Source organism: Mesorhizobium sp. BR1-1-13, assembly GCF_020165515.1.
Taxonomy (GTDB): domain Bacteria; phylum Pseudomonadota; class Alphaproteobacteria; order Rhizobiales; family Rhizobiaceae; genus Mesorhizobium.
Window position 1 is genome coordinate 557,282 of sequence record NZ_JAIUIH010000004.1, and the last position, 26,432, is coordinate 583,713.

At 63.3% G+C, this 26,432-nt stretch carries 16 protein-coding genes and 1 pseudogene; 3 read left to right on the forward strand and 14 right to left on the reverse strand.

Annotated elements, in window-relative coordinates; translation table 11 throughout:
• Positions 1–4 precede the first annotated feature (4 nt).
• From LB533_RS13405 to LB533_RS13425, 5 genes are all read right to left on the reverse strand, one after another.
• A complete protein-coding gene (locus tag LB533_RS13405) occupies positions 5–382 on the reverse strand; it encodes a DoxX family protein (protein WP_140644245.1) in 378 nt (125 codons plus the stop codon).
• Positions 383–451: 69 nt separating this feature from the next.
• Positions 452–910, reverse strand: a complete 459-nt coding sequence (locus LB533_RS13410) for a carboxymuconolactone decarboxylase family protein (protein ID WP_140644247.1) — start codon at positions 908–910, stop codon at positions 452–454.
• 11 nt (positions 911–921) lie between these two features.
• Positions 922–1,440: an RrF2 family transcriptional regulator gene (locus tag LB533_RS13415; RefSeq protein WP_140644249.1), complete on the reverse strand. Its 519-nt coding sequence runs from the start codon at positions 1,438–1,440 to the stop codon at positions 922–924.
• Between the two features lie 110 nt (positions 1,441–1,550).
• The gene (preA, locus tag LB533_RS13420; protein WP_140644251.1) at positions 1,551–2,864 is read right to left on the reverse strand and encodes an NAD-dependent dihydropyrimidine dehydrogenase subunit PreA; all 1,314 of its coding nucleotides are present in this window, start codon (positions 2,862–2,864) and stop codon (positions 1,551–1,553) included.
• 2 nt (positions 2,865–2,866) lie between these two features.
• Positions 2,867–4,231 carry an NAD(P)-dependent oxidoreductase gene (locus tag LB533_RS13425; protein WP_140644253.1) on the reverse strand — a complete coding sequence of 455 codons (1,365 nt, stop codon included), beginning with the start codon at positions 4,229–4,231 and terminating at the stop codon, positions 2,867–2,869.
• A gap of 300 nt (positions 4,232–4,531) precedes the next feature.
• Between LB533_RS13425 and LB533_RS13430 the strand changes: the two genes are divergently transcribed.
• Positions 4,532–5,308, forward strand: a complete 777-nt coding sequence (locus tag LB533_RS13430; protein WP_140644255.1) for a VOC family protein — start codon at positions 4,532–4,534, stop codon at positions 5,306–5,308.
• Between the two features lie 72 nt (positions 5,309–5,380).
• Here the strand turns inward: LB533_RS13430 and LB533_RS13435 are convergent, their stop codons facing one another.
• Positions 5,381–5,869 carry a hypothetical protein gene (locus tag LB533_RS13435; RefSeq protein ID WP_140644257.1) on the reverse strand — a complete coding sequence of 163 codons (489 nt, stop codon included), beginning with the start codon at positions 5,867–5,869 and terminating at the stop codon, positions 5,381–5,383.
• 200 nt (positions 5,870–6,069) lie between these two features.
• On the opposite strand from LB533_RS13435, the gene LB533_RS13440 reads away from it, so the two are divergent.
• Entirely contained in the window at positions 6,070–6,462 is a 393-nt protein-coding gene (locus LB533_RS13440; protein WP_140644259.1) for a DoxX family protein, read from the forward strand.
• A 21-nt stretch (positions 6,463–6,483) separates the two neighbouring features.
• Here the strand turns inward: LB533_RS13440 and LB533_RS13445 are convergent, their stop codons facing one another.
• Positions 6,484–8,925 (reverse strand): FAD-dependent oxidoreductase, encoded by a 2,442-nt coding sequence (locus tag LB533_RS13445; RefSeq protein ID WP_224556452.1) that lies wholly within the window; start codon positions 8,923–8,925, stop codon positions 6,484–6,486.
• A gap of 66 nt (positions 8,926–8,991) precedes the next feature.
• Positions 8,992–10,530, reverse strand: coding sequence for a trimethylamine methyltransferase family protein (locus LB533_RS13450; protein ID WP_140644280.1), 1,539 nt, complete (start codon positions 10,528–10,530; stop codon positions 8,992–8,994).
• Positions 10,531–10,747: 217 nt separating this feature from the next.
• Between LB533_RS13450 and LB533_RS13455 the strand changes: the two genes are divergently transcribed.
• A complete protein-coding gene (locus LB533_RS13455; protein ID WP_140553022.1) occupies positions 10,748–11,338 on the forward strand; it encodes a transglycosylase SLT domain-containing protein in 591 nt (196 codons plus the stop codon).
• Between the two features lie 427 nt (positions 11,339–11,765).
• On the opposite strand, the pseudogene LB533_RS13460 reads toward LB533_RS13455, so the two are convergent.
• The 6 genes and pseudogenes from LB533_RS13460 to LB533_RS13485 all read right to left on the reverse strand — a co-directional run.
• Positions 11,766–14,063 (reverse strand): annotated as a pseudogene (locus tag LB533_RS13460) (dipeptide ABC transporter ATP-binding protein); the annotation flags it as partial.
• Positions 14,064–14,116: 53 nt separating this feature from the next.
• Positions 14,117–15,274: an ABC transporter permease gene (locus tag LB533_RS13465; protein WP_140644265.1), complete on the reverse strand. Its 1,158-nt coding sequence runs from the start codon at positions 15,272–15,274 to the stop codon at positions 14,117–14,119.
• Positions 15,275–15,286: 12 nt separating this feature from the next.
• The gene (locus LB533_RS13470) at positions 15,287–16,321 is read right to left on the reverse strand and encodes an ABC transporter permease (RefSeq protein WP_140644267.1); all 1,035 of its coding nucleotides are present in this window, start codon (positions 16,319–16,321) and stop codon (positions 15,287–15,289) included.
• Positions 16,322–16,469: 148 nt separating this feature from the next.
• Positions 16,470–18,128 (reverse strand): ABC transporter substrate-binding protein, encoded by a 1,659-nt coding sequence (locus LB533_RS13475; protein WP_140553015.1) that lies wholly within the window; start codon positions 18,126–18,128, stop codon positions 16,470–16,472.
• A 262-nt stretch (positions 18,129–18,390) separates the two neighbouring features.
• Complete coding sequence (locus tag LB533_RS13480) at positions 18,391–24,444, reverse strand: translocation/assembly module TamB domain-containing protein (protein ID WP_224677323.1); 6,054 nt, start codon at positions 24,442–24,444, stop codon at positions 18,391–18,393.
• Positions 24,445–24,446: 2 nt separating this feature from the next.
• Positions 24,447–26,372: an autotransporter assembly complex protein TamA gene (locus LB533_RS13485; RefSeq protein ID WP_224677324.1), complete on the reverse strand. Its 1,926-nt coding sequence runs from the start codon at positions 26,370–26,372 to the stop codon at positions 24,447–24,449.
• Positions 26,373–26,432 lie beyond the last annotated feature (60 nt).

Consider the following 26,432-nt stretch of genomic DNA (forward strand, 5'->3'; position numbering starts at 1 on the left):
ACCGTCAAAGCGACTGGGCGATCAGTGTCAGGAAGCCGCCGCTCAGCGCGACATTGCCAACAAAACCATTGATACGCGACGCACGCTCCTGTCCCTGATAGTCCCAGAAATTGTGGAACATCGGCGTGGCGACGATCATGAACAGCACCAGCGCCATACAGGCAATCGCGGTCCAGAAGCCCACCATCACCAGCACGCCGGCGATGATCTGCAGGACGATGCCGGCCCAAAGCGCCAGCCGCGCCTGCGACACGCCTCGCGCGGCCATCAGCCCCGTCAAGAAGCCCGCGTTCTGGATGTTGCGCAGGCCAGCGAAGACAAACCCGCCGCCAAGCAACAGCCGGCCGAGAACCAACAAGGCGGCGGGCAAATCGGCAAGCATCAAACGCTCTCCCTTTGAAATAGTGGGAGCGCCGCCTCCCTCGGCGGCGCTCCGATCGTGATCGGGCAATCAGGCGGCCTTGGCGGCAGGCATCGGATGAATGGCGTGGAACGGAATGCAAAGCCGGTTCCAGGTGTTGATCATGCCCAGCGCCACGGAGAGCTTGACCAACTCCTCTTCCGAGAAATGCTCCAGCGTGCGGGCATAGAGCTCGTCCGAAACACCATTGTTGGCGATCAGCGTCACGGCCTCGGTCCAGGCCAAAGCGGCGCGCTCGCGCTCGGAAAACAGCGGCGATTCCTTCCAGGCCGAAACCAGATAGAGCCGCTGCTCAGTCTCGCCGTCGCGCCTGGCCTCGCGGCTGTGCATCTCGACGCAGAACGAGCAGCCATTGATCTGCGAGGCCCTGAGCTTGATCAGGTGCAGCAGGCTCACCTCCAGCCCACATTCGTCGACCGCCTTGTTGAGCGCCGACACCGCTTTCATGATCTCGGGCGCCTTGGCGAAGAACTGCAGCCTCTGTTTCATGGTCTTTCCTTTCACGCTTGCTTGGTTGAACTGGATTTCTGCTGCCGCTGGTGGCGCTCGGTGAAAGCGCAGCTTGCCGCGACCGACCGCGGATCGGCGCCTTTCATGAAGTCCGCCACGATGTCGGACAGCCTGACCTCGGACAGCGCCGTGCGATAGGCGCGCTCCGCCTTCAGCATCGCAGCATTGATGCCGCACGGCCTGACATAGGCCGACGCATCGAGTTTCGTCGGGCCGCGCTGGCGGATTTCGCCGCAGCGGAAAGCCGGCTCGCGCCCTTCGACCGCCAGCACGATGTCCAGCAGCGTGATGCGTTCGGCCGGCTTCGCCAACCGGTAGCCGCCCGCCGGTCCCGGAACCGATTCCAGGATGCGCGCAGCGGTGAGCATGTTGAGATGTTTCAGGAGATAGCTCGGCGACAGGCCAAACGCCTCCGCCAGGGCCGCACCCGGCATGGTGCTGTCGCCATCAACGCCCGCCAGCGTCGCCGCGCAGTGGATGGCCGCTTCGACGCCATCACCCAGTTTCATGGTGCCAATCTCCTATACATGGATAATTTATATCCTGGATATTTCTTGTCTGCAATAGGAAAATGAAGACGGCGCCCGAAGACGCCGCTTTTTTCCTCGATTGTTCCGCCCTACTCCGCCGCCACCTTGGCCATCGGGTTGTTCGGGTGCGTGGTCCAGTTGGCGTAGACCGGCGACACGGGCATGCCGGTGCGCTGGTCCATCACCCCGGCGGCCAGCGGCTCCATGGTGATGCAGTTGTCGACCGGGCAGACATTGACGCACAGATTGCAGCCGACGCATTCGGCCTCGATCACCTCGAAATGCCTGACGCCGTCGACCATGCTGGTGATCGCCTGATGCGAGGTGTCCTCGCAGGCGATGTGGCAGCGGCCGCATTTGATGCAGGCATCCTGGTCGATATGCGCCTTGGCGACATAGTTGAGGTTGAGATACTGCCAGTCCGTGACATTGGGCGTGGCACGGCCGATGATGTCGTCGAGCGAGCGATGGCCCTTCTCGTCCATCCAATTTTCGAGACCGGCGATCATCTCCTGGACGATCTTGAAGCCGTAGGTCATCGCCGCCGTGCACACCTGCACGTTCCCCGCGCCGAGGGCCATGAACTCAGCGGCGTCGCGCCAGGTGGTGATGCCGCCAATGCCGGAGATCGGCAGCCCCTGCGTTTCGGGGTCGCGCGCGATCTCGGCCACCATGTTCATGGCGATCGGCTTCACCGCCGGGCCGCAATAGCCGCCATGCGAACCCTTGCCGTCGATGGTCGGCATCGGCGCGAAGCTGTCGAGATCGACGCCGGTGATCGAGTTGATGGTGTTGATCAGCGACACCGCGTCGCTGCCGCCGGCGTGTGCTGCTCGCGCCGGCTTGCGGATATCGGTGACGTTGGGCGTCAGCTTGGTGATGACGGGCATGCGCGTGTACTGCTTGCACCAGCGCACAACCATTTCGATATATTCCGGAACCTGGCCGACGGCGGCGCCCATGCCGCGCTCCGACATGCCGTGCGGGCAGCCGAAATTGAGCTCGATGCCATCGGCGCCGGTCTCCTCGACAAGCGGCAGGATCGCCTTCCAGCTTTCCTCGACGCAAGGCACCATGATCGAGGCGATCAGCGCCCGGTCGGGCCACTCCATCTTGACCTGCTTCATCTCGCGCAGATTGGTCTGCAAGTCGCGGTCGGTGATCAGCTCGATGTTGTTGAGGCCGAGCAGACGCCGGTCGGCGCCCCAGATCGCGCCGTAGCGTGGGCCGTTGACGTTGACCACCGGCGGGCCCTCTTCGCCCAGCGTCTTCCAGACGACACCGCCCCAACCAGCCTTGAAGGCGCGCACGACATTGTAGGCCTTGTCGGTCGGCGGCGCCGAGGCCAGCCAGAACGGATTGGGCGATTTGATGCCGACGAAATTGTTCCTGATATCTGCCATGCTCATGCCCTCCCGTTCGAGGTCAGTGCCCGGTGAATGGATTCCGCCGCATCACGACCTTGCGCCACGGCCGAGACGGTCAGGTCGTCACCGCCATAGATGCAATCGCCGCCGGCCCAGACCTTGGCCAGCGAGGTGCGTCCTTCCGCATCGACCTTGATGCGCCCGGCCTCGAGCTCGATCGCAGCACCGCTGCCGTTGAGCGCAGCGGGGACGAAACTCTGGCCGATCGCCTTGAATACCTGGTCGGCAACGAGGGTCAGCGTCTCGCCGGTGCCGGCAAGCCTGTCGCCGTTCATGGCGGTATATTCGAGCTCGATGGCATTGACCTTGCCGCCTTCGGCAATCACCCGCTTCGGCTGTAGCCAGTGTCGGATGACGACGCCGTTGGCGGCCGCCAGATCCTGCTCGAATTCGGAAGCATTCATATGTTCCTGGCCGCGCCGGTAGCAGATCGTCACCTCTTCGGCGCCGAGCAGCTTCGACTGCACGGCGGCGTCGATGGCCGTCATACCGCCGCCGATGACGACGACGCGCCGGCCGACCGGAAGCATCGAGAGATCGCTGGCCTGGCGCAGTTCGGAAATGAACTCCACCGCATTGATGACGCCGTCGGCGTCTTCCCCGTCGGCGCGCAGCGCGTTGACGCCGCTAAGCCCCATGCCGAGAAAGACCGCGTCATAATTGCGGATCAGGTCCGACAGCTGGTAGTCGCGGCCGAGCGCTTTGCCGCTTTGCATGTCGATCCCGCCGATCGAGGTGACGTAGTCGACCTCGGCCTGGGCGAAATTGTCGACGCTCTTGTAGGCGGCGATACCATACTCGTTAAGGCCGCCGGCTTTCTGGCGCGCTTCCAGGATGGTAACATCATGGCCATGGCGGGCGAGCCGGTGCGCCGCCGCGAGTCCTGCCGGGCCGGCGCCGACCACGGCAATCGTCTTGCCGGTGGCCGCGGCGCGTGCATAAAACTGCTTGTTCTCGGCCATCGCGATATCGGTGGCGTAGCGCTGCAAGCGCCCGATCTGCACCGGCTTGCCTTCCGCCACCTCGCGCACGCAGACCTCTTCGCACAAGGTCTCGGTCGGACAGACGCGGGCGCACATGCCGCCCAGAATGTTCTGGTCGAAAATGGTCTTGGCCGAGCCGATCGGATTGCCCGTGGAGATCTGGCGGATGAACAGCGGAATGTCGATCGAGGTTGGGCATGCGTTCATGCACGGCGCGTCGTAGCAGAAATAGCAGCGATCGGATTCGACCAGCGCCTCGTGGTGATCGAGTGGCGGATGCAGGTCGGAAAAATTGTCCGCATACTGATCGGCAGGCAGCCGGCCGCCTGCAATGCCTTCCCTGAATTGGCCTTCTGCCATCGTCAGTTCCCCTTGTTTTCGTTTTAGGAAAGGCTAGCACGTTTTATTTTTTTATCAATTGGTCAATTTTCGACATAAGTCGCTGAAAAGGCTCGAATAAAACATGATATTTCAGTTCATGTTTTAAGCCCGTGATGCGCGAATATCGAACCTTCGAAGAAAGGCTTTCCGCAAGGCGGCCGGCGCGGCCACGGCGCGCCTGGGACACGCAAATTTTTCCTCCGCTGTCGGATTTCCGTCTCGAAGATCGTCCTATGATGGATCGAAGGACGATCGACGCAAAAGGTGAGGAGACCGACGATGCCGAAATCCCCAATGCCCTTTTTCTGGTACGAATTGATGACATCAGACCTCGACGCCGCCGAGGCGTTCTATACCAAGGTGGTCGGCTGGATGGCGCAACCCTTCGACAATGCTCCCGGCATGCCGCGCTACATCGTCATGAATGTCGGCGAGCGTGGCGTCGGTGGGCTGATGACGATGCCTGAGGATGCCGCCAAGATGGGCATGCCTCCCGCCTGGCTTGGCTATATCCACACCAGGGATGTCGACGCTGCCGCGGCGTCGTTGCAGAAAGCAGGCGGCGCCGTTCATCGCCAGCCCGACGACATTCCGGGCGTCGGCCGCTTCGCCGTCGTCGCCGATCCGCAAGGCGCGACCTTCATGTTCCTGCAGCCGAACGGGCCCGACCAGCCGGTCGTGCCGGCCAGCACGCCGGGCCATATCGGCTGGCACGAGCTTTATACAACCGACTGGAAGGCCGCGTTCGACTTCTATTCCAGCCAGTTCGGATGGACCAATGCCGGCGATTTCGACATGGGGCCGATGGGAACCTATCAAACCTTCGCGGCCGGCCCCGAATCCGGTGGCGGCATCATGAACAAACCCGAACAGATCCCGGTGCCGGTCTGGCAGTTTTATTTCAACGTAACCGCCATCGACGCGGCGGCAAAACGGGTGACCGACAATGGCGGCAAGATACTGATGGGTCCGATGGAGGTACCCGGCGGCAGCTGGATCGTGCAGTGCCAGGACCCGCAAGGCGCCCATTTCGCCCTGATGGCGCCCGGACGGTAAGGGGCTCAACGTCGCACAGGAGGACGGCCTTTGATCGTAAGATTGAGGGCCGTGTCCCTGCTTGGCGCCGCGCTATTCCGGGGTCAGCACCGCGACTTTCAGGCCTGCCTTTTTTGCACCGCTGAACTGGACGGTGGCCGGGCCGGGCGCAAGCTTGAACCGAACGCTCTTGCGAATGTCCGGACAGGTCTTGACCCCGCTGTAGCCGGCCAATTTCACAGTATGGCCGTCCTGAATGACATCGATCCAGGCTTCGCCCGACAGGCTTATCTGGATGCCCCCTTCCGGCGGTACAACCATGCTGGCGACGGCACCGAACGTGCCAGGCGCCGGGGCACGTTCGGGCGGGAGGGCGAATTCCGCTGTCTCGGCCGGCACCAGGACCAGATCGGCGGCAGCGCCGATCGCCAGCGCGGTCCCCGACGCAGCAGAAGGAGGCGCCGCGAACAACGCCTGCTCGCGCGTTACCGGCCATTTGAACGCCTCGCAGCCGGCATCCTCGGCCATTGCGAAGCTGGTGCCGGCAAGGATTGCGAAAAAGCTGATGACGACTTTTTTCATGGCGAGAGATCCCCAAACGATTTCGACTATCTACAGATCGATACAACCATAGAGATAATAATGCAACCCTAGGAGGAAAATATCGACACATTGCGGAACATCTCGCATCACCGATTGTTGATGTGAGGTAGCGGGAAATGAATGGTCCATCTCGGGGCGATAATCTAGGCCGAACCTGGGGGTGAAAAACGGAGTTTCAGATGGCGCTTTTCGAAGGCTTGGCGCGATACCAGCCACAGGCGCTCGGCGTTCTGCGCATCATGACCGCGCTGCAGTTCGTCGAGCATGGCAGCCAGAAGCTGTTCAATTTCCCGGCAAGCGCCGAACCCCACGCCCTCAGCGGGTTGACGCTGACAGCCGGCATTCTCGAGTTCGCCGGCGGCATCCTGCTGGCGCTGGGGCTGTTCACCCGCCCAGTCGCCTTCCTTCTGGCGGGCGAGATGGCGATCGCCTATTTCATGGCGCACATGCCGCGCGGCTTCTTCCCGGTCAACAATGGCGGCGATTTGGCGATCTCGTTCTGCTTCATCTTCCTCTATCTGTTCTTCGCCGGCCCTGGCGCCTTTGCGCTCGACAATCGCCGTGCTGCCTGATGCGAGCCGGATGCGGATTGTTCACGCCCGCATCCGCTCCAAATTGGCGTCGAACAGCGGTACCGGCTGCATGCGTGCGGCACGGCGCTTGCCGAGGATTTCGATCTCGAAGCCTTCGCTCTCCTCGGCGATCTCCTTCGGCACGTAGCCCATGGCGACCGATTTCCTTGAATGATGCGCATAGCCGCCTGACGTCACCCAGCCACGCACCGTGCCGCCGAACCAGATCGGCTCGTCGCCGATGACATCGGCGTCGGCAGCCTCGACGATGAAGGCCCGCAGCCTGAGCCTGCCGCCCTGCTTGCGCTCTGCCAACGCCCCGGTCTTGCCAATGAAATCCGCCTCCTTGCCATAGGCGACGAAGCGATCGAGCCCCGCCTCCAGCGGTCCGTAGATCGGCCGGTATTCGCGCGCCCATGAGCCATAGTTCTTTTCCAGCCGCAGTGCGTTCAGCGCGCGGGAGCCGAACAGGCCTATGCCGAACTCCTCGCCCGCCGCCATCAGCGCCTGGAACGCCGCGCGCTGATATTCCGGCGCCACCCAGATTTCATAGCCAAGATCACCTGTGTAGCTGACGCGGCCAACAAGGCACGGCGCCATGCCGATATCCATCTTGCCAATGGCCATGAAGGGAAAGGTGGCGTTCGAGACGTCCGTCCGCGTGACCTTGGCCAGCACGTCCCGCGCTTTCGGCCCGGCGACGGCAAGGCCGGTGAGTTTCGCGCCCGATGCCTCAATGCGGACAGAACCATCCGCGGGCAGATGCTTTTCGAACCAGCGCATATGGTATTGCTCGGCAATGCCGGAACCGGCGATGAACCACTCCTCGTCATCTCGATCAAGAGGGCCGAGATTGGCCAGCGTGAAGTCGCCGATGAGCTTGCCATCCTCCTTCAGCATAGGCGCCAGCGTCATGCGGCCTGGCCTCGGCAGCTTGCAGGCAAGCAGCCGGTCGAGCCATGCGGCAGCACCCTCGCCTGTCACGCCATATTTGGCGAAGTTCGAAATCTCGGCGAGGCCGACGCCCCCGCGAACATTTGCAACCTCCCTGCCGACATGGGCGAAATCGCTCGAGCGGCGCCACGAGAACTCGTCCCTGACGCCTACGGGCGCGTACCAGAGCGGCACTTCCAGCCCATAGGACACGCCCCATTGCGCGCCCTTGGCCGACAGCAGGTCGTAGACCGGCGTCGTCTTCAGCGGCCGCCCGACGGGCAATTCCTCATTGGGGAAGCGGATCGAAAAGCGCCTGGAATAGTTCTCGCGCACCTTGGCATTGGTGTAGGCCATCGTCGCCCAGTCGCCATAACGCGAGACGTCCATGGCCCAGATGTCAGCGCCGGGATCGCCCTCGATCATCCAGTTGGACAGCGCGAGCCCAACGCCGCCGCCCTGGCTGAAACCGGCCATGACGCCGCAGGCCACCCAGAAGCCCGGCAAACCGCGCACCGGCCCGACCAGCGGGTTGCCGTCGGGCGCGAAGGTGAAGGGTCCGTTGATGATCTGCTTGATGCCGGTGTTCTGAAAGGCCGGGAAATGCCGGAAGCCGACTTCCAGCGACGGTGCGATGCGGTCGATGTCCGGCTCCAGCAGTTCGTGGCCGAAATTCCACGGCGTCGAGAATTCCGACCATGGCTTGTTGGCCTTCTCATAGGTGCCCATCAGCATGCCGCCGCGCTCCTGGCGCAGATAGAGCTCGCCGTCGAAATCGACGGCGTGGATGATCTCGGTGCCGGTCTTGGCGTTCCAGGCTGCGACCTCCGGCATGTCCTCGGTGATCAGGTACATGTGCTCCATGGCCATCACCGGTAGTTCAAGTCCGACCATGCGGCCGACCTCGCGCGCCCAAAGGCCACCGGCGTTGACGACATGCTCGGCCACGACCTCGCCCTTGTTGGTGATGACACGCCACAGCCCGTCGGGACGCCGCACGATGTCCTCGACCTTGGTGAAGCGCTCGACCTCGGCGCCCAGCTTACGCGCAGCCTTGGCATAGGCATGAGTGACGCCGGAGGGATCGAGATGGCCGTCCTCCTTGTTGCGGACAGCGCCGACGAACTGCTTGGGGTCGAGCAGCGGCATCAGTTCGGCCGCTTCTTTCGGCGAGATTTCTTCGAGATCGATGCCGAGATAGCGCCCCTTGGCGACGACGCCGCGCAGCCAGTCGAGCCGCGCCTCGGTCGCCGCCAGCAGCACGCCGCCGGTCAGATGCACGCCGGTCGCCTGGCCGGAAAGCTCCTCGATCTCCTTGTAGAGGTTGATCGTGTATTTCTGCAGCTTGGCGACGTTGGGATCGCCATTGATCGTGTGCATGCCGCCGGCCGCGTGCCACGTCGAGCCTGAAGTCAGCTCGTCGCGCTCCAGAAGCACGACGTCGGTCCAGCCATGGCGGGCGAGATGGAACAGCACGGAACACCCGACGACCCCGCCGCCGATGATCACGACCTTTGCATGCGATTTCATGATTTTATCTCTGATATCAGTGAGTTGGATGGGTTAGATGATTCAAAACGGGACGTTCGTGGCGCATCACGGCTCGCCCGCCCCAATCGCTTCCTTGCGCTTGGCCACGTAGGCCTCCAGCGCTTCGCGCACGGCGATGTCCATCGGAGGCTCGACATAGTCTTCGAGCGCCTTCTTCCACAACCGCGTGGCGCGCGCGGTTGCGTCGAGGCCGCCGGCTTCCTGCCAGGCTTCAAAATTCTGCCAGTTCGAAAGCATTGGCTGATAGAAGGCCGTCGCATAACGTTCCAGCGTGTGCGGCTCGCCGAAGAAATGCCCGCCGGTCGGCACCGCGCCCAGCGCCTCGACGGCAAGCTCGGCTTCATCGACCACGATCGGGCGCAAAAACTCCATCATGTGCTGGATCATTTCGACGTCGATGATGAATTTCTCGAACGACGCAGTCAGCCCGCCCTCCTGCCAGCCGGCGGCGTGATAGACGAGGTTGCCGTGGCCGAGCACCGCGCCCCACAGCGCCATTAGCGTCTCGTAGGCGCCTTGCGCATCGGCGGCGTTGGAGGCCGAGCCCGGCGTTGTCCGGTAGGGTAGCCCGTAACGCCGTGCCAATTGCCCCGACGCGATGTTGGCCTTGGTGTTTTCAGGCGTGCCGAAGGCCGGCGCGCCCGACTTCATGTCGACATTGGAGGTGAAGGCGCCATACATGACCGGCGCGCCCGGACGCACAAGTTGCGTCAGCACGACGCCGAACAGTGCTTCCGCATTCTGCTGCGCCAAAGCACCCGCCAGCGTCACCGGGCTCATCGCGCCCATCAGCGTGAACGGCGTCACCGCCACCGACTGGCCGAATTCGGCCATCGTCATCAGCCCCTCGGCCATCATCTCGTCGAAACGGCGCGGCGAGTTGACCGAGATGATGGTGGCGACGCCGGGATCGTCGCGCAACTGGTCCAGCGTCAGCCCGCGCGCGATCGCCATCATCTCGATCCCGTCCAGCGCCCTGCCCCGGCCGATCGCCGAGACATGGAAGCTTTTGTCGGTCAGCGTCAGATTGGCGAAATAGGTGTCGAGATGGCGCGAATTGGCCGGCAATTCGACCGGTGCGCAGACCTGGTTGCCGAGCATGTGCACGCAGTTGAAATGCTGCGCCAACCGGGTCAGATCCGCATAGTCGCGCAAATTGCCGGGGCGGCGGCCGCGCGCCATGTCGTGCACATTGGGCGGCCCCGCAACGAGCGTGAAATTGATTGTGTTGCCGCCGAGATGAACGGCGTTGGCCGAATTGCGCGGTGTAAGGGCATATTTGGATCGCGTCGTCTTCAGCGCCTCGTCGACCATGCCGCGGTCGATGCGGACGTTCGCCGACGCGTGGTCCACGTTGGCACCGGCCTTCTCGAACAGCGACAGCGCCCGCGGGCTCATCACCTCGATGCCGAAATTCTCCAATATGTGCATCGACGCCTGATGGATCGCCTCGATCTGGTCGGGCGACAGCAAGGCCATCGGCGGATAGGGATTGGTCACCCGCCTCGCCGGCAGTTGCGGAATAGGCCCTGGTCCCCGGTTGCTGGTGCGCTCGGCGCCGCGCTTGCGTCTTGGTTCGTTCATATCAGGCATCAAAGCCTCGGCAAACCGCGCCAGCTGTCAGAAATACGCCGTTTGCGGGCGCGATTTTAACCGAGGCGGCATTTTCGAAACATTGATTTATAAAAAGCGACAAGATATGTCGGACAATCAATATGGCACTTTCCGAACCGCCCGCGTCGGCGACGCGTTAACGGGCGCGGCAAGATTCCCTTTATGATTTGAGCCTATTGCTCTGCCGATGCGTAGGTCGAGTTTTAGTAAAATTGTAGCGGTTGGTATGCTGCTGGCACTTTCGGCCTGCGCGACCGCCCCCAGCCACATCAACAATGTCTGCGCCGTCTTCGACCAGAATGACGGCTGGTTCGACAATTGGCAGTCGGCCGCCGAACGCGCCGAGCAGAAATACGGCGTGCCCGTTCCCGTTCTGATGGCAACGGTGCGCAAGGAATCCGGATTCAAGAGCAACGCCCGGCCGCCGCGCACCAAACTGCTCGGTTTCATCCCGTGGAAGCACGTTTCGTCGGCCACAGGCTTCTCGCAGGCGCTGGACGGTACATGGTCGCAATATCAGAGCGAAACCGGCAACTGGGCGGCGCGCCGGACCAAATTCGCCGACGCCGTCGATTTCGTCGGCTGGTACCATTCCAAGACAGCGGATACTTACGGCGTCGCCCGCAACGACACCTACAATCTCTACCTCGCCTACTATCTCGGCTGGACCGCCTATGGCCGCGGCAACCGTGGCGACGCCGGCGTCCAGGGCTATGCCCGGGCGACCGACAAGATGGCCCGCGACTATGCCCAACAGCTGAGGCAGTGCGGCAGCTGAGAGGCGCGCCGGTGGGTCAGCGCGGCTCCCTGCCGAACACCTTGATGTATTCCGCCTCGCCGCCCTTGGCGAGCGCCTTCGCCTGCTTGACCCAGTCCTCGCGCTCGATGCGGCCTTTGAATCTAAGATAGTCGTCGACCCATTGGCGCTCGGCTTTTTTCCACGCGGCGACCTGGGCGTAGGTGAAGATGCCGAGGTCGTTGAGGATGCCTTCTGTTTTCGGGCCGACGCCCGAAATCAGCTTGAGATTGTCGGGTTTGATCGGCCTGGCGATGCCGGTCGGACGGTTCTTGTCGGTGGCACTTGCGTCGGCCAGCCGAGCCGGCGGGGCAAGCGGTGCAACGTATGCACTCTCGGCCTGCCGGCCGTCACCAAGCGTTCTTGGCGTGAACGGCGCAGAGGTTGCGTTGGCATCCGTCGCCGGACGACCAGTCTCCGAAACCTCGTCGCGGACCTCATGACGACGGGCCTTTGAGACGGCTTCGGTTTCCTCGGCGTCCTCTCCCACCGCGCTGGCTTCCGCACTGGCAGTCTTGCCATGTGGTCGGCTGGGCGGCTGACCGGCAAAGCCCGGGCCGGCACCATGCGGCGCGTCGTCCGGCACGCCCTCATGGTCGGCATACTGCTTGTCGAACTTGATCACTGGCTCCATCGTCGCCAGCACGTCGTCCGAGAGCCAGCACAGGCTCATGTGCCCGTTGCCCAGGTTCTTGACGGGCGGCACCTTGGTTTCGCAGAGATTATCCGGCACCAGTCTCTTGTAGCCGCAGCGCGTTTGGAATGGACAGCCTGTCGGCGGGTTCATCGCCGAGGGTATGTCGCCCTCCAGCACGATATGCTTCTTGACCACGCTGGTGTCGGCGATCGGGATCGCCGAAAGCAGTGCCTCGGTGTAGGGATGATAGGGCGGCACGAAGATCTGGTCGGTCGTGCCTTGCTCGACGATATAGCCGAGATACATGACGACAACCCGGTCGGCGATATAGCGCACGACCGACAAATCGTGGCTGATGAACAGCATCGTCGTCTTGTTCTTGCGCTGGATGTCCATCAGCAGCTCAGTCACCGCCGCCTGGACCGACACGTCGAGCGCCGAGACCGGTTCGTCGGCCACCACCACCTTGGCATCGCCGGCAAAGGCGCGCGCCACACCGATGCGCTGCTTCTGGCCACCCGAAAGCTGGCGTGGCTTGCGGCTCTCGAAGGCGCGCGGCAGCTTCACCAGGTCGAGCAATTCCAGCATGCGCTTGCGCCGGTCGGCGACGGTCTTGCCGACGTTGAATTTCTCCAGTGTGCGGATGATCTGCGAGCCGACCGAATGGCTGGGGTTGAGCGTATCGAACGGGTTCTGGAATACCATCTGGATCGACGACACAGTGTCGACGCTGCGGCTCTCGATGCCGGTCGACTGGATTTCCTTGTTGGCGAGCGTGACCTTGCCAGAGCTCGCCGTCTCGAGCCCGAGCAGCACTTTGGCCAGCGTCGATTTTCCGCAGCCGGATTCGCCGACAATGGCGACGGTTTCGGATTCTCGCGCGGTGAACGAAATCGTCTCGTTGGCTTTGACGACGCGGCCCTCGCTTGAGCCGAACACCTCGCTGCCGCCAACCTTGTAGTATTTTCTCAGGTCCTCGATCTTGAGTACCGGTGCGCCAGGCACGACCTTCTCATTGACCTTCTTGGCACCGGGCGGCAGGGCGTCCCAATCGATTTCGTTGAAGCGCACGCAGCGCGAGAAATGACCTTCATGTCCCGCGACTTCAATCATCGGGATTTCGGCGGCGTTGCAGACGCCCTCGACGAAATGGTGGCAGCGCGGGCCGAAATTACAGCCCTTCGGCCGCTCATGCGGCAGGGGCAGCTGGCCGGGGATCGAGATCAGCGGCCGCGAGTTCTTGTCGGCGCCCGGCAGCGGAATCGAGCGGAAAAGGCCCTGCGTATAGGGATGGCGCATCCGGTCGAACACGTCCTTGATCTTGCCGGTCTCGACGGCCTCGCCCGAATACATCACCGTAATGCGGTCGCAGGTCTCCAGGATCAGGCCAAGGTTGTGCGACACGAAGATCATCGAGGTGCCGAACTTCTCGCCCAGCCCCTTGACCAGTTCGACGATGCCCGCCTCCACCGTTACGTCGAGCGCCGTCGTCGGCTCGTCGAGGAGAAGCAACGCCGGCTTCGACAGCAGCGCCATGGCGATGACGATGCGCTGCTGCTGGCCGCCCGAAAGCTGGTGCGGATAGGAGCGCATCATGCGTTCCGGATCGGGAAGCTTCACCGAGCGCACCATTTCGAGCGCACGTTTATAGGCCTCTTCCTTCGACACCTTGTCGTGGATCAGGGGCACTTCCATTAGCTGCTGGCCGATCTTCATCGCCGGGTTCAGGCTCGCCATCGGCTCCTGGTAGATCATGGCGATCTTGTTGCCGCGGATGCTGCGCAGCTCCTCCTCGGAGAGCTCGCCCATGTCCTTGCCCTGGAACTTGATCTTGCCGCCGACGATCTTCCCGATGTTGGAGAGATCACGCATGATGCCGAGCGACACGGTCGACTTGCCGCAGCCGGATTCGCCGACAATGCCCATCGCTTCGCCGGGCATGACCGTGCAGGAAAAATCCATCACGGCCGGTATCTCGCCCTTGCGGGTGAAGAAGGAGATCGACAGGTTCTCGATCTCGATGATCGGCCCATTGTTCGGCCTGGCCGGATTTCGAACTGCCTCGTTCATGGGTCGCTCCAATCCTTGGTTTTTCCGGGCAAGTAGGGTCGAGGACCCCGCCATCAATCCTTCATCGATTGCTCGCGCAGGGAATCGGCGAGCAGGTTTAGCCCCAGTACGAACGACATCAGCGCGATCGTCGGCGGCAGTGCCGGGTGGATGAAGGAACGCAGCAGCCGGCTGGCATCCTTGATCGCGGTGCCCCAGTCGGGACTTTCCGGCGCCAGCCCGAGGCCGAAATAGCCCAGCGTGCCGAGCAGGATGGTGGTGTAGCCGATGCGCAGGCAGGCATCGACGATCAGCGGTCCGCGTGCATTGGGCAGGATCTCCCACAGCATGATGTACCATGGCGATTCACCGCGCGTCTGGGCCGCCGCCACATAGTCGCGCGTCTTGATATCCATGGTCAGGCCACGAACGATGCGGAACACGCCCGGGCTGGAGGCGAACACCACCGCCACGAAGATGTTGAGCTGGTTGGGATCGATGTGCACGATCTTCAGCGGGTCGGCATCGAACACCAGGCCGGCATAGATCCAGCCGCCGACCACCAGCGTCAGTCCGAGCAGGATGTAGATCCGGTCGGAACGGTTCTTGTAGCGCGTCCAGAACAGCACGCAGAAGAAAATGATCGGGAACAGGAAGAAGACGCCGGCCAGCGCGTAGGGGATCGGCGTGTCCATGATGCCCGGCGTCACCAGGAGGTAAAACAGCAGGATAACTGGGAAGGCCAGCACGAGATTGGCCAGGAACGACAGCACGGTATCGATCTTGCCGCCATAATAGCCGGCCGGCAGGCCGAGCGTGATGCCGACCATGAGCGCGAAGCCGGTCGCCGCCGGCGCGATGATCAGTACGATCTGGCTGCCATAGACCATGCGTGAAAAGACGTCGCGGGCGAGCTTGTCGCCACCGAACAGATAGGCGAGGCCCGATTGCGGTTCGATGGCTCCGGGCAGCGTATCCTTCATGATGGGAATCTGGCCGAGCGGATCGAAAGGCGAGATGGTCGAGGCGAAGATCGCCGTGAACAGCCAGAACAGGCAGATGGCCACCCCCGCCATGCCGACGCCGCTGTCGAACAGTTGGCCGTAGAGAGCTAGCTTCTTCTTGTAGAGGAAGCTCGCGCCCATGACGATGAGAAGCGCGAGCCAGACCGGCCAGAAGCGCCAGAGCACTTCGAGGACGACGGTGGAGGCGCCGATATATTGGGCTTGCATGCGCCGTCTCCCCTACTGAACCCGAATGCGCGGATTGAGGAACGCGTAGCCGACATCGGAAATGAGCTGCGTGATCAGGACGATGAAAACCGAGACCAGCGAGCAACCGAGCAAAAGGTCGATGTCATTGTTGCCGGCGGCCTCGACCAGCGTGTAGCCGAAGCCCTGATAGCGGAACATCACCTCGACGATGACGACGCCGGTGAGCAGCCACGGAAACTGCAGCATGATCACCGTGAAGGGCGCGATCAGAGCGTTGCGCAGCGCATGCTTGACCACCACGCTTTTGAAGGAAAGGCCCTTCAGCCGGGCGGTGCGGATATATTGCTGCGTCATCACCTCGACCATCGAGGCACGCGTCATGCGCGCGATGTAGCCGATGCCGTAGATGGCCAGCGTGATCACCGGCAGCGTGAAGTTATAGAAGGTGATGCCCTGGCTTGCCGATGCGGCGGATCCGTTCAGCCAGCCAAGCCAGGAGGCGAAGATGACGGTAAAGATGACGCCCGATACATATTCGGGCGTCGCCGTCGAGGCGATCGAGGCGACCGACAGCACCCGGTCGGTGCGCGACCCCTCGCGCATGCCGGCCAGGATGCCGATCAGCAGCGAGACCGGCACCATCACCGCCAGCACGCAGAACATCAGGACGCCTGTGGCGCCGAGTGCCGGGAACAGCTTGGCCCCCACCGTGGTCTTGAATTTGGTCGAGCAGCCGAAATCACCCTGGAGCACGCCGGAGAACTTCGGCTCGGCCGGATCGTTGCAGAAGGAGAAGCGCTGCGCCGGTTTGCCGGTTGCCGGATCGGTTACCGGCTGCTTGGGCAGGACGCCGAGCCACTGGCCGTAGCGCACGAAGAAGTTCTGCCGGTAGCCATGATTGACCAGCCAGCTTTCCAGCTGTTCGGCCGAAGTGTGCATCTCGGTCTGGCTGATCGCCAGCTTCTTCAGGTTGGGTTCCAGATTGACGAGGAAGAAGACGACCAGCGTCAGGCACAGCATCGTGAGCAGTATCGTGCCGATGCGTCTGGCGATGAATGAGAACATTGTACCCCCCTGCCGGCCGGGTTGGGGTCAGATAGGTTCAACCCTGTATCAAAAACCTTGTGACGTCACGCCGCCGCTGCACCCAATGCAACGGCGGCGATGCCGCGGAGCGAAAGGCGCTGGCGCCCCGCTCCCGGCAGGCTGTGGGTCACGCCTGATCGAGCCAGACCTTGCCGAAGTCGTGCTCGTAGGTGGGGTGCATCGAGTGGTTCTTCACCTCGGGCTTGATGTTGATGTAGAGCTTGCGCCAGTAAGGCTGGATGATGATGCCGGAATCCTGCAGCATCTGCTCGATGTCCTTCATCACCACCTTGCGCTTCTCCGCGTCGGCGATCCCGAGCGCCTCGTTGACCTTCTTGTCGAAGTCCGGATTGGCGTAGGCCGTCTCGTTCCAGGCTTCACCCGAGCGGTAGGCGATAGCGATGACCTGGATGCCAAGCGGACGCATGTTCCAGTTGGTTTCCGAGAACGGATATTTCGTCCAGTCGTTCCAGAAGGTCGAGCTCGGCAGCACGGTGCGCTTCACCTTGATGCCGGCCTCGCGCAGTTGGGCCGCGATCGCGTCCGTGGTGTTCTTGTGGTAGTCCTCGTCGTTGCTGATCAGCTCGTGTTCGAAATCGATCACGCCGGCTTCCGTCAGCATCTGCTTGGCCTTGGCGATGTCGCGCTTGATCTTGGGCAGCTCGACATATTCGGGATGGATCGGCGCGACATGGTGGTTCTCGGCCGGCGTGCCGGCATTGCCGTAGCCGAGCTGCAGCACCACCGAATTGTCGACGGCCAGGCACATCGCCTGACGCACCTTCTGGTCGCCATAAGGCTTGGCGTTGACATTGAAGCGCGACACCACGGTGGCGGCGGTCACGACCTCGGAAGGCGGCGCGCCGACGTCTGCGATGATCTTGACGTAGTCGGCGGTCGTCTCATGGTTGGTCTGAACTTCGCCCGATTCGAAGGCCGAGACCGTTGCGGCCGGATCGGTGCCGTAGTCGATGAACTCGACGCCATCGAGGAAGGCTTCCCCCTGCCACCACTTGCCGGTCTCGCGGCGCTTGTAGACGACTTTCTGGCCGACGTCATAGGAGACCAGCTCGAACGGACCCGTACCGATCGGGCAGTTCTTGAAGTTGGCGCCCTTCTCGTCGAAGCTCTTGTGCACCACCAATGCCGGATAGTCGGTCAGGTTGGGAATGATGGCGATATCGGGTTTGGTGAGCTTCAGCTTGACGGTCATGTCGTCGACCTTGATGACCGACCCCTCGCGCAATTTCTTTGTGCTGTCGTCGACGAGGCTGCCGAGGCGGCCCGGCATGGAGTTGCCTTCCGCGGCCTTGTCGGCCCAGCGGGTGAAATTGTAGATCACGTCGTCGGCGGTGAACTTGTCGCCATTGTTCCACTCGACGCCCGGCCGCACATGCAGCGTGTACTCGGTGGCGTCGTCATTGATGTCCCAGCTTTCCAGGAGATAGGGCGCGAATGTGTACTGGTGGGTGTATTTCACCAGCGGCTCGAGCGCCTGCCGCTCGGCATTGGAGATTTCCGACCAGTCGGCCGTGCGCGGATCCTTGGGATCCTTGACCGACATTGCCACCTTGAGCACGCCGCCTTTCTTTCCCTGCACCTCCTCGGCCTTGGCCGGCGTCGGGGCGGCGAGCCCCAGCAGGCCATAGGCCATGGCCGTCGAAGCGCCGAAGACGCTGGCAAGCGCGAGGAATTCGCGGCGATCGACCTTACCCGACTTGGCTTCTTCGGCCATGGCCAGGATGTGATCCGGAACGCTGTCGCCATTACTCTTGTAGATTGTCATGACTAACTCCCATTGTTGGCTTTCCGCCGATTAACATTCCGCATCCAGGCCATGATGTCAAAGACGGCATGGATTGGGAACATATCGACGAATGTGCAACTTTGGAGGGGGAGCGGTTCGCGTGATAGCGACAGTCTTGGCGCAAAATTGCTAGTGCGCGACGGATTTCCCCTAAATCTCTTCGGGCGATTAAACTGAGACATTGACGCGGTTTGCGACAGTGCCAGCCCTCGCCGGGATGAGGGCCAGCCCATGTCCTGCTTCAATATTCCTTCTCGTAGAAGATGCCGCCCTTGGCTTCGCCGGCGTCCGTTGCCTCGCCGCGCAGTTTGACGCCGCGCCCGACATTGAGGTCGATCATGGCCTTGCCCGAGCCCGGCTTGTCGCCCTTCTGGATGGTTACATAGGTGCGGTCGTTGAGGTACTTGCCGGCAGAAACCGCCGTGCCGCCCTTCTCGTCCGCGGTGACATCGAGATCATCGACGCCGATCGCGCTGCGCAGGTTTTCGAGCAGCGACGTCGAGCCGCCGACGCCGGCCAACTGTCCGGCGGCTTCGGCCAGTTGCGCGATCTGCAGCGGCGACAGGTTCGACATGGAGCGCCCGAAGATCAACTGCGCCAGCACCTCGTCCTCGGGCAGCGCCGGCACCGAGGTGAAGGTGAATTTCGGATTGGTCGCCTCGCCCGACACCACGATGGTGACGGTGGCGCTGCTCGTGGTCGTTGTCGCGGTCAGGTTGAGATAAGGCACCAGCGAGCCGGAAAAACCGACCGTGCCCTCGGTGAAGGTCAGCCGCTTTCCGAGGATCGACAGCCGCCCGCGTTGCAGCGTGAAAGTGCCCACCGCTTGCGGCGAGGAGGCCGGACCGGTCAGCCTGAGCGAGCCGCCGAGTTCGGCGTCCACCCCTCTGCCCTGGATGAAGATCTGGTTCGGGGCGTTGACGGTGACGTCGAGCGCCAGGCCACTGCCGCCGCTCTTGCCGCTGGTCGTGGCCGGGCGCAGTGCCTTGTCCTGCGCCCTCACCGCGCCGGGCGCGTTCTTGTGCCTAACGTCGAGGGCCGAGAGCGACCCCGGTAATTTGTCCGGAACGGTGATGACGGTCTTGGCGAGGTTGACGGTGCCGGCAATCACCGGCGCCGACGTCAGCGGTCCCTTGATCGTCAGGTCGCCGCCAAGATTGGCGGTGACCACCCGCCCATCGGTGTAGCGGCCGTCGGTGAGCTTGATCGACAGGTCGGCCGGGAACCCCTGCGCCGGATTGATGCCGACCGTGCCGCTGGCCGACAGGCTGCCGCGCGTCGACAACGTCCCGGTCAGGCGGTTGATCCTGGCGACACCATTGCCGATCGCGATTTCGGCTGCGATGTCGTTGACGGCAAGCCCGGAACGCGCGTCGAGCAGGCGGGCGCCCGACGTGCTGATGCTGCCGCCGATAACGGGCGATGTCGCGGGGCCGCGCACCTGCACATTGACATTGGCGGTCCCCGTCAGCGACAGGCCTTGCGCGGCGAGCTTCTGACTGAGGATGCCGAACGGCACGGCGCCATTGAAGTCGAGCGCGAGCGCCGGCGTGCCCGATGTCGTCACCGTGCCGCCCCCCTTGAGGCCAAGGCCGGCTCCATCGCTGACATTGGCGTTGAAGGTCAGCTTGTTGCCGGCAAAGGTACCCGAGGAAGAAACACTCACTGCACCGACACCCGCGCCGCGGGTCTGCGAAGTCTGCACGCCGGTCGCGTCGAGGTTGAACGCCGCACTGGGGCTGGCTGGCGCCCCGGTGACCTTCACCGTGCCCGAAATCGAACCGGCGGCATCGAGACCCCGCGAGAAACTGTTGGCAAGCGAGATCGGCACCCGCGCCAGCGCCGCATTGATGTCGAGCGCCTGCCCGATCTTGCCGGTCACCGTCGCCGTGCCGCCGCCCAGGTTGAGCACCAGCCTATCCAGCGTTGTCGTGCCATTGGCGATGGTGACGGTCGAAGCCTGCGCGATGGCGGCCTTTATGCCCTGGACGGTCGCCTCGCCGGAAGCAAGCTCTATGATCGTCGTGCCGTTGGCGGCTTTTACGCGGCCCACGGCCTTTGCCGGTATTCCTTTCACCGTTGCGCCGCCGGAAAAGCCGGTCCAGTCGCCGTCACGCTTCAGGTCGACGTCGATGCCGCGGATCACCGTGCCGCCCGATGTGACGGTGTCGGCATGGATTTTTCCGGAGATGACTGGCGCGGCGAGGTAATTGGCGATCAAGGCGTCGATCGACACGGCCTTCGCCTGAAGGTCGCCGCGCGTGACCGAGGCGGTCCTCGCCTTGATGGCGACTTGCGGTGCGGCGCCGTTCTTCGAGAATGCAATCGTGCCGCGCACGTCGCCTTCCGCTTTTTCCAGCGCCAGTGCGGCAAGCGGCCCGATATCGGGCAGCTCGAGCGAGATCGTGCCTTCGGGTACGAATTTGTCGTCCAGCGCTAGGTCGCCGGAAATCCTGTTTTGGCCCAGCGACAAAAGCAGGCCATTGATGGCGCTCTTGCCGTCCGCAGTCGCCAGCACCGCACTGCCTTGCAAGGGTTGGCCCGCGACATTGCCTGTCAGTTGCACATTGGCCGCCGGCTTGGCCGCGTCGGCCTTGCCGGTGGCGGTGAGTCTGAGCCCGGTGATCTCGCGCGACGCCACCGAAAGCTTGTCGCTGTCGACAGTCAGCGACAGATCCGGCGCGGTCGCCGGCCCCTGCGCATTCAGCGCAAAGGCGATAGCGCCTCTGGCATCCTTGGACAGCAGCGAAACGTCGCCCAGTGCGCCTTTTATGTCGGCGGCCAGCGTATTGCCGGCAAGACTCGCCTGCCCCTGTGCGGTCAGCGCGCCGGAGGCCAGCGTCAATCCGCTTATGGCGATATTGCCGTTAGGCTCGCGCTTCAGCGTGGCGCTCAGTTGCGCCCGCTCGCCAAGCATGCCGCGCGCAGCGGTCGGCAGGGCCGACGATGGGGCATCCGCCTTCAGCTTGAGGTCGATGGCGCCGTCACGCAACGACACCAGGCCGGCGACCTGGCTGTTGAGCGCGTCGCTTTTAAGCGAGCCGCTGTCGATGGCGACAGCGTCGGCTGACAGGCGCCCGCTGAGCGCGGCCGTGACCTTGCCGGCGATCAGCGGCGCGATGGTGGGATTGTCGAGCCCCACCCTATCCACCGAAACCGTGCCCGAAACCGGCCCGGCGCGGTTCTTCAGATCGAACGCATCCGAGTGCAACGCCAGGCTCAGCCCGTCCACCTTCGCCGGTCTCGTGGCGATCGAGGGCAGGATCGCGGACATATCCAGTCGGGCCCGCGTGCTCTCGCCCGCCACCTTTGCCGACAGCGACCGGACCTCGATCTTGACAGGACTCTCGGCGCTTCCGACCGTGAGCGGCAGGCTTGGACCGGACGAGACGAGGTCGAGGGCGAAATCGCTGGCGCCGTTCGGATTGATCGTGCCGGCGGCTTGACCGGAAACCTTGTCACCGGAGAGCGTCGCGTGGTCGAGGACGACGCCGCCGGCCATGGTGTAGCTGCCGGCCGCGTCGACTGCGAGCTGCCCGAGCCCGGCCTGGCGGGTCTGGCTGGTTTCGGCGCCGGCCAGTTGCACGTTGAACCGGACGTCCGGAGCGGACGGCGAGCCTGTTATCTCGGCACTGCCATCAAGCGTTCCAGCGGCATCGAGGCCGGGCGAAAAGGCGTCGGCAAGGGCAGCCGGCAAGGCGGAGACCTTTGCCGCGAGATCGAGCGTCTGGCCGGCGGTGCCGGACAGCGCCACCGAGCCGCCGCCGACATCGAGCGCCAATTTTTCGATGCTGGTGGTGCCGTCGGCGATGCTGAGCGTCGACGGCTCGGCAATCGCCGCCTTGATGCCGCGAACCGTCGCCTCGCCCGAGGCGATCTCGACGCTGGTGACGCCACCGGCGATCTTCACCCGTCCCGCCGCCTTCGCTGGAATACCTGATACGGTGGCGGCACCGGCAAAATTCGTCCAGTCGCCGTCGCGCTTCAGATCGACGACGATGCCGCCGACTTGGGTGGTCCCCGACGTGACAGCATCGGCCTTGATCGAGCCTGAAATCGCCGGCGCCTTGAGATAGTTGGCAATCAGGGCATTGACGGCGATTGTGCTCGCCGTCACCTCGCCGCGCGCGATCGACGTGCTCGTGGCGTCAATGGCAACCGAGGGCGCGTCGCCACTCTTGGCAAAGCGAATGGTGCCGTTGATGTCGCCGGTCACCGCCTGGCCGGCCAGCGCCGCAAGCTGATCGATGGCAGGCGCAGCAAGAACGAGCGTGCCCAGCGGCATGAACTTGTCATCCAGCGCCAGATCGCCCGACACCTTGTTGTCGCCCAGTGACACCGCAAAGCCGTTGATCGAGCGCTTGCCTTCGCTCGTCACCAACGCCGCCTTGATGTCGAGCGGCTGGTCGTTGACGGCGCCTGTCAGCGAGACATTGGCGGAAGGGTTAGCAATGTCGGCCTTGCCGCTGGCGGTCAGCTTGATCGCCTTCACCGTGCGGCCCGAGGCCGTCAGGCTATCGCTGTCGGCGGAGACAGTGAAATCCGGCGCGGTCATGGCGCCGCTTGCCGACAGGGCAAAATCGACACCGCCCTCGACCGGGACGCCGACCGTTGGCGACAGCACCGAAACATCACCCAGCCTGCCTTTGATATCGGCCAGTATGTCGGTACCTTGCATGCTGGCGGTACCGCTGGCGCTGAGCGAACCGGATGTGAGTTCGATCGAGTTGGCGGCGAACGAGCCCTGCGGATCGCGCGACGCTGTGGCCGAGAACTTCACCCGCCCGCCGAGCACCGAGGCGATCTGCTGCGGGAAGGCGGTCGCCACGGCATCGGCATTCATCTTGAGCTGCATCGACAGGTCGGCGAGTGCCACGGTCGCCGTCAGCGAGGCATTGAGCGCATCGGACCGAAGCGTGCCCTGATCGATGACAATGGTGTCCTTGCTGAGGGAACCAGCCAGGCCGACATCGACCTTCCCAGTGACCAGGGGCGCCAGCGTCGCGACGTCGGTTTTCAGGCCGCCGGCCCCAAGCTTGACGGCAACCGGACCGGTGCGGTTCTGGATGTCGAAACCGTCGGAGTGTATCTGCGCCGCCAGGTCGTCCAGCCGCGTGCCGCCGGCGACGATCGAAACGAAGGAGGCGCCGATGTCGACGATCGGCGCCTTGCCGTCGCCGAACGCCCGGGCGGTGGCATTCTTGATCGCCAGCGTGATCGGCTGCGCCTTGCTGCCGACGCTGATGACCACGGGCGGCCCCTTGGCGGCGAGTTCGACCGAAAGATCGCTGGCTCCGGCAGGATCGACGATACCGGTCGCGGTGCCGTGCATGGCATCGCTATCGATGTTGGCCCGGTCGACACTGATCCCGCCCGCTGACGTGGCGGTGCCCGCCATATCGAAGCTGGTCTTTCCGGCAAACAATGGTTTCAGGTTCTCCGGCAGGAAGCGGGCGAAATCGCCGTCCCCCTTGGCTTCGAGATAGTTGCCTTTGTCGGTGAGCTGATGGCGACCGGTGAGCTGTGTGACGATCCGGTGATCGACAAGGAAGGTGCCGACGCCACTCCAGTTGGCCAGCGGCCCGGTGCCCGAGACGACGATGTCGACCGGCGGCGTGTCCGGCAGGTTGAGCAGATTGGCGATGATGCCGCCGGCCGGTTCCGACGCCTTGAGGTTGAGGTCGAGCTTGTTGTCCGCTGGCGCGAAATGGATCTGCGCGTCGACGTTGCCCTGTTTGCCGTCATGGCGGGTAATGTTGAGCACCGTCTCGACCGACAGCGGTGCGGCGTCGGCCTTCACCGAGGCCTTGGCGGCGAGTTCGGCGATGCCGCTGCCGGCCAGTTGCTGGCCGAGCGCGACTTCCGGCAAGTCGATCTGCCTGATATCAATGGAAACCGGCAGCGTCGTCGCGCCGCCTTGCGCCGGCTGCTGCGTGCCGGCCACCGGCAGACGCGCAAGTTCGATGCGCTCCGCTGCGATGCGGTCGGCGCTGAAGTTTTTGGACAACAGCGTCAGCGGCGACCAGTCGATGGCCACCCTGCGTGCCACCAGCCAGACGCCCTCGCGGTCCTCCAGCACGACATGGTCGACACTGAGCGCGCCCGACCAGATACCGTCGATGCCGCTGACGGTGACCTTACTCTCGTCGCTCGAGGCCACGCGCGAAATGATGCCGGCGAGATTGTCGCGTCCACGCTCGGTCTTGGTCAGCACGAAAAGCGCGCCGATGGCGCCTGCTACCACGATCAGCAGCGTGTAGAGAAAAATACGAAGGATGCGCCAGACCGTATTCATGTTCAAAACGCTTGGCCAATGCCGGCATAGATGCCGAAATGAGGGTCGCCTGGGTCGCGGTTGAGCGGCACGGCGGCGTCGATACGCAGCGGCCCGAACGGCGTCACATAGCGCAAGCCGACGCCGGCGCCCACCTTGACGTCGGAAAAATCGGGGAACGACCTGGTCGATACCGTGCCGGCATCGACGAACGGCACGATGCCGATCGTGTCGGTGATGGCAATACGCATCTCAACCGAGGTCTCGAAGAAGGACAGGCCGCCTATCGGCTGGCCGGTGAAATCCTTCGGGCCGATGCCCTGATAAGCATAGCCGCGCACCGAGCCGCCGCCGCCGGAATAGAAACGCCGGTCGGCAGGCACGTTCTGAAGGCTGGTGCCGACGATCGAGCCGAGGGCGACACGTTCGGCCAGCACGAATTTCGAAGCGGTATCCAGCGACTGATAGGCCGATCCCTCGCCCTTCAGCTTGAGGAAGGCGGCACCGCTCAATATGTCGTAGCTCGGCTCGGCATAGGCCAACAACCTGAAGCCCTTGGTCGGGTTCAGCCTGACGTCCCTGTCGTCGTAGACATATTGCAGCGGGATGCTGGCGATCAGGTATTTATGTTTGCCAAAGGAATCGTGGATGCGTGAATAGTCGAGCGCCACCTCGGCCGACACGGTCTGCTTCTTGGTCAGTTCATAGGACAGGCCGGTGTTGCCCTTGACCGAGAAATGGTCGTAGGCGTCGGGATGTTCGAGCACGGTCTTGACGCCGGCGAAGAATTTAGATGCCGGCCCGATCACGCCGGGTTTCTCGAACATGATGCCGGCATTGTAGTTCAATTCGGACAGATCATTGCTGCCAATGCCACTGATGGCGCCGTCGATGCGCAGCTTCTCGGCCCGGCCGAACAGGTTGCGATGGCCCCAATATCCTTCCAGCCCCAGCCCTTCCGTGTTCGAGAAGGTGCCGCCCAGCCCGAAATAACGCGGCTTGCGCTCGCTGACCTGGACGCCGATCGGAATGTTGCCCTCGGCATCGAGCTTGTCGGCCTCCTTGAAAGTCACGCTGTTGAAGACCTCGAGCGCCAGCAATCTGTCGCGCGCATCGTCGATCTCCTGCGGCGAGTATTGCCGGCCCCGTTTCAGTCCGGTCATGTATTCGGTGAAGTCGCGGTCGACCTTCTCGGTGCCTTCCACCGTGGTCGCGCCATAGCCAGCGACTGGCCCGGCAGCGACCGTCAGCGTCACATCGAGGGTCGAGGTGGCATGGTCGGCGACGATCTGCCTGCTGGTCACCTCGGCCAGCGGCCTGCCCTGCTCCTTCAGCGTGCGCACGATCAGCGCCTCGGCCTTGAGCACCGCGCCAGACCCGGCGTCGCCGCCTGATATCAGGCCGTAGTCGGCGCTCATCAGTCCAGCGGCGTCACCCTCCAGCCGGATATCGCCGAGGGTGAATTTGGGACCCGCGGCGATGTTGACGACCACGGGAATGGGCTGCGGACCCTTGAATTCGGCGTCCGGCGGCAATTCGTCCAGCGGCTTGCCCTCGATGGCGATGTTGACGACGCCTTCGTAGCGGGCATCAGCGTAGAGCGCCGCCACAAGCTGTTCTCGATCGCTGCGCGCCTTGGCCATCAGACCGAGCGAGCCGGAGACGGGATGGTCTTCGTCGCTCTTCAGCGCCGAGGCGTTCTCGAGCTTTTTTAACAGGTCCTTGTCGGCGTCGGGCGCGGAGATGGTCACGGCGTAGCGCATCGGATCGACGATGTCGGCATCCTCATCGCTCGATGAGCCCCACAGCTTGATGCCGAAGATTTCGAAGGCGGCCGCCGGTCCCACCCCGGCGATCAGCGAGCAGCAGATCATGGCCAGAAGCAGCGCGCGCGAAAGCACGCGCCCTTGCGCGGTACCCCCTGACATCTGCCTTTCATACGCCGGCATTACGACAACCTACTTTACAAACCTAAAATTGGAATGAAGTTCTGAAGCGCTCGTAAAGGG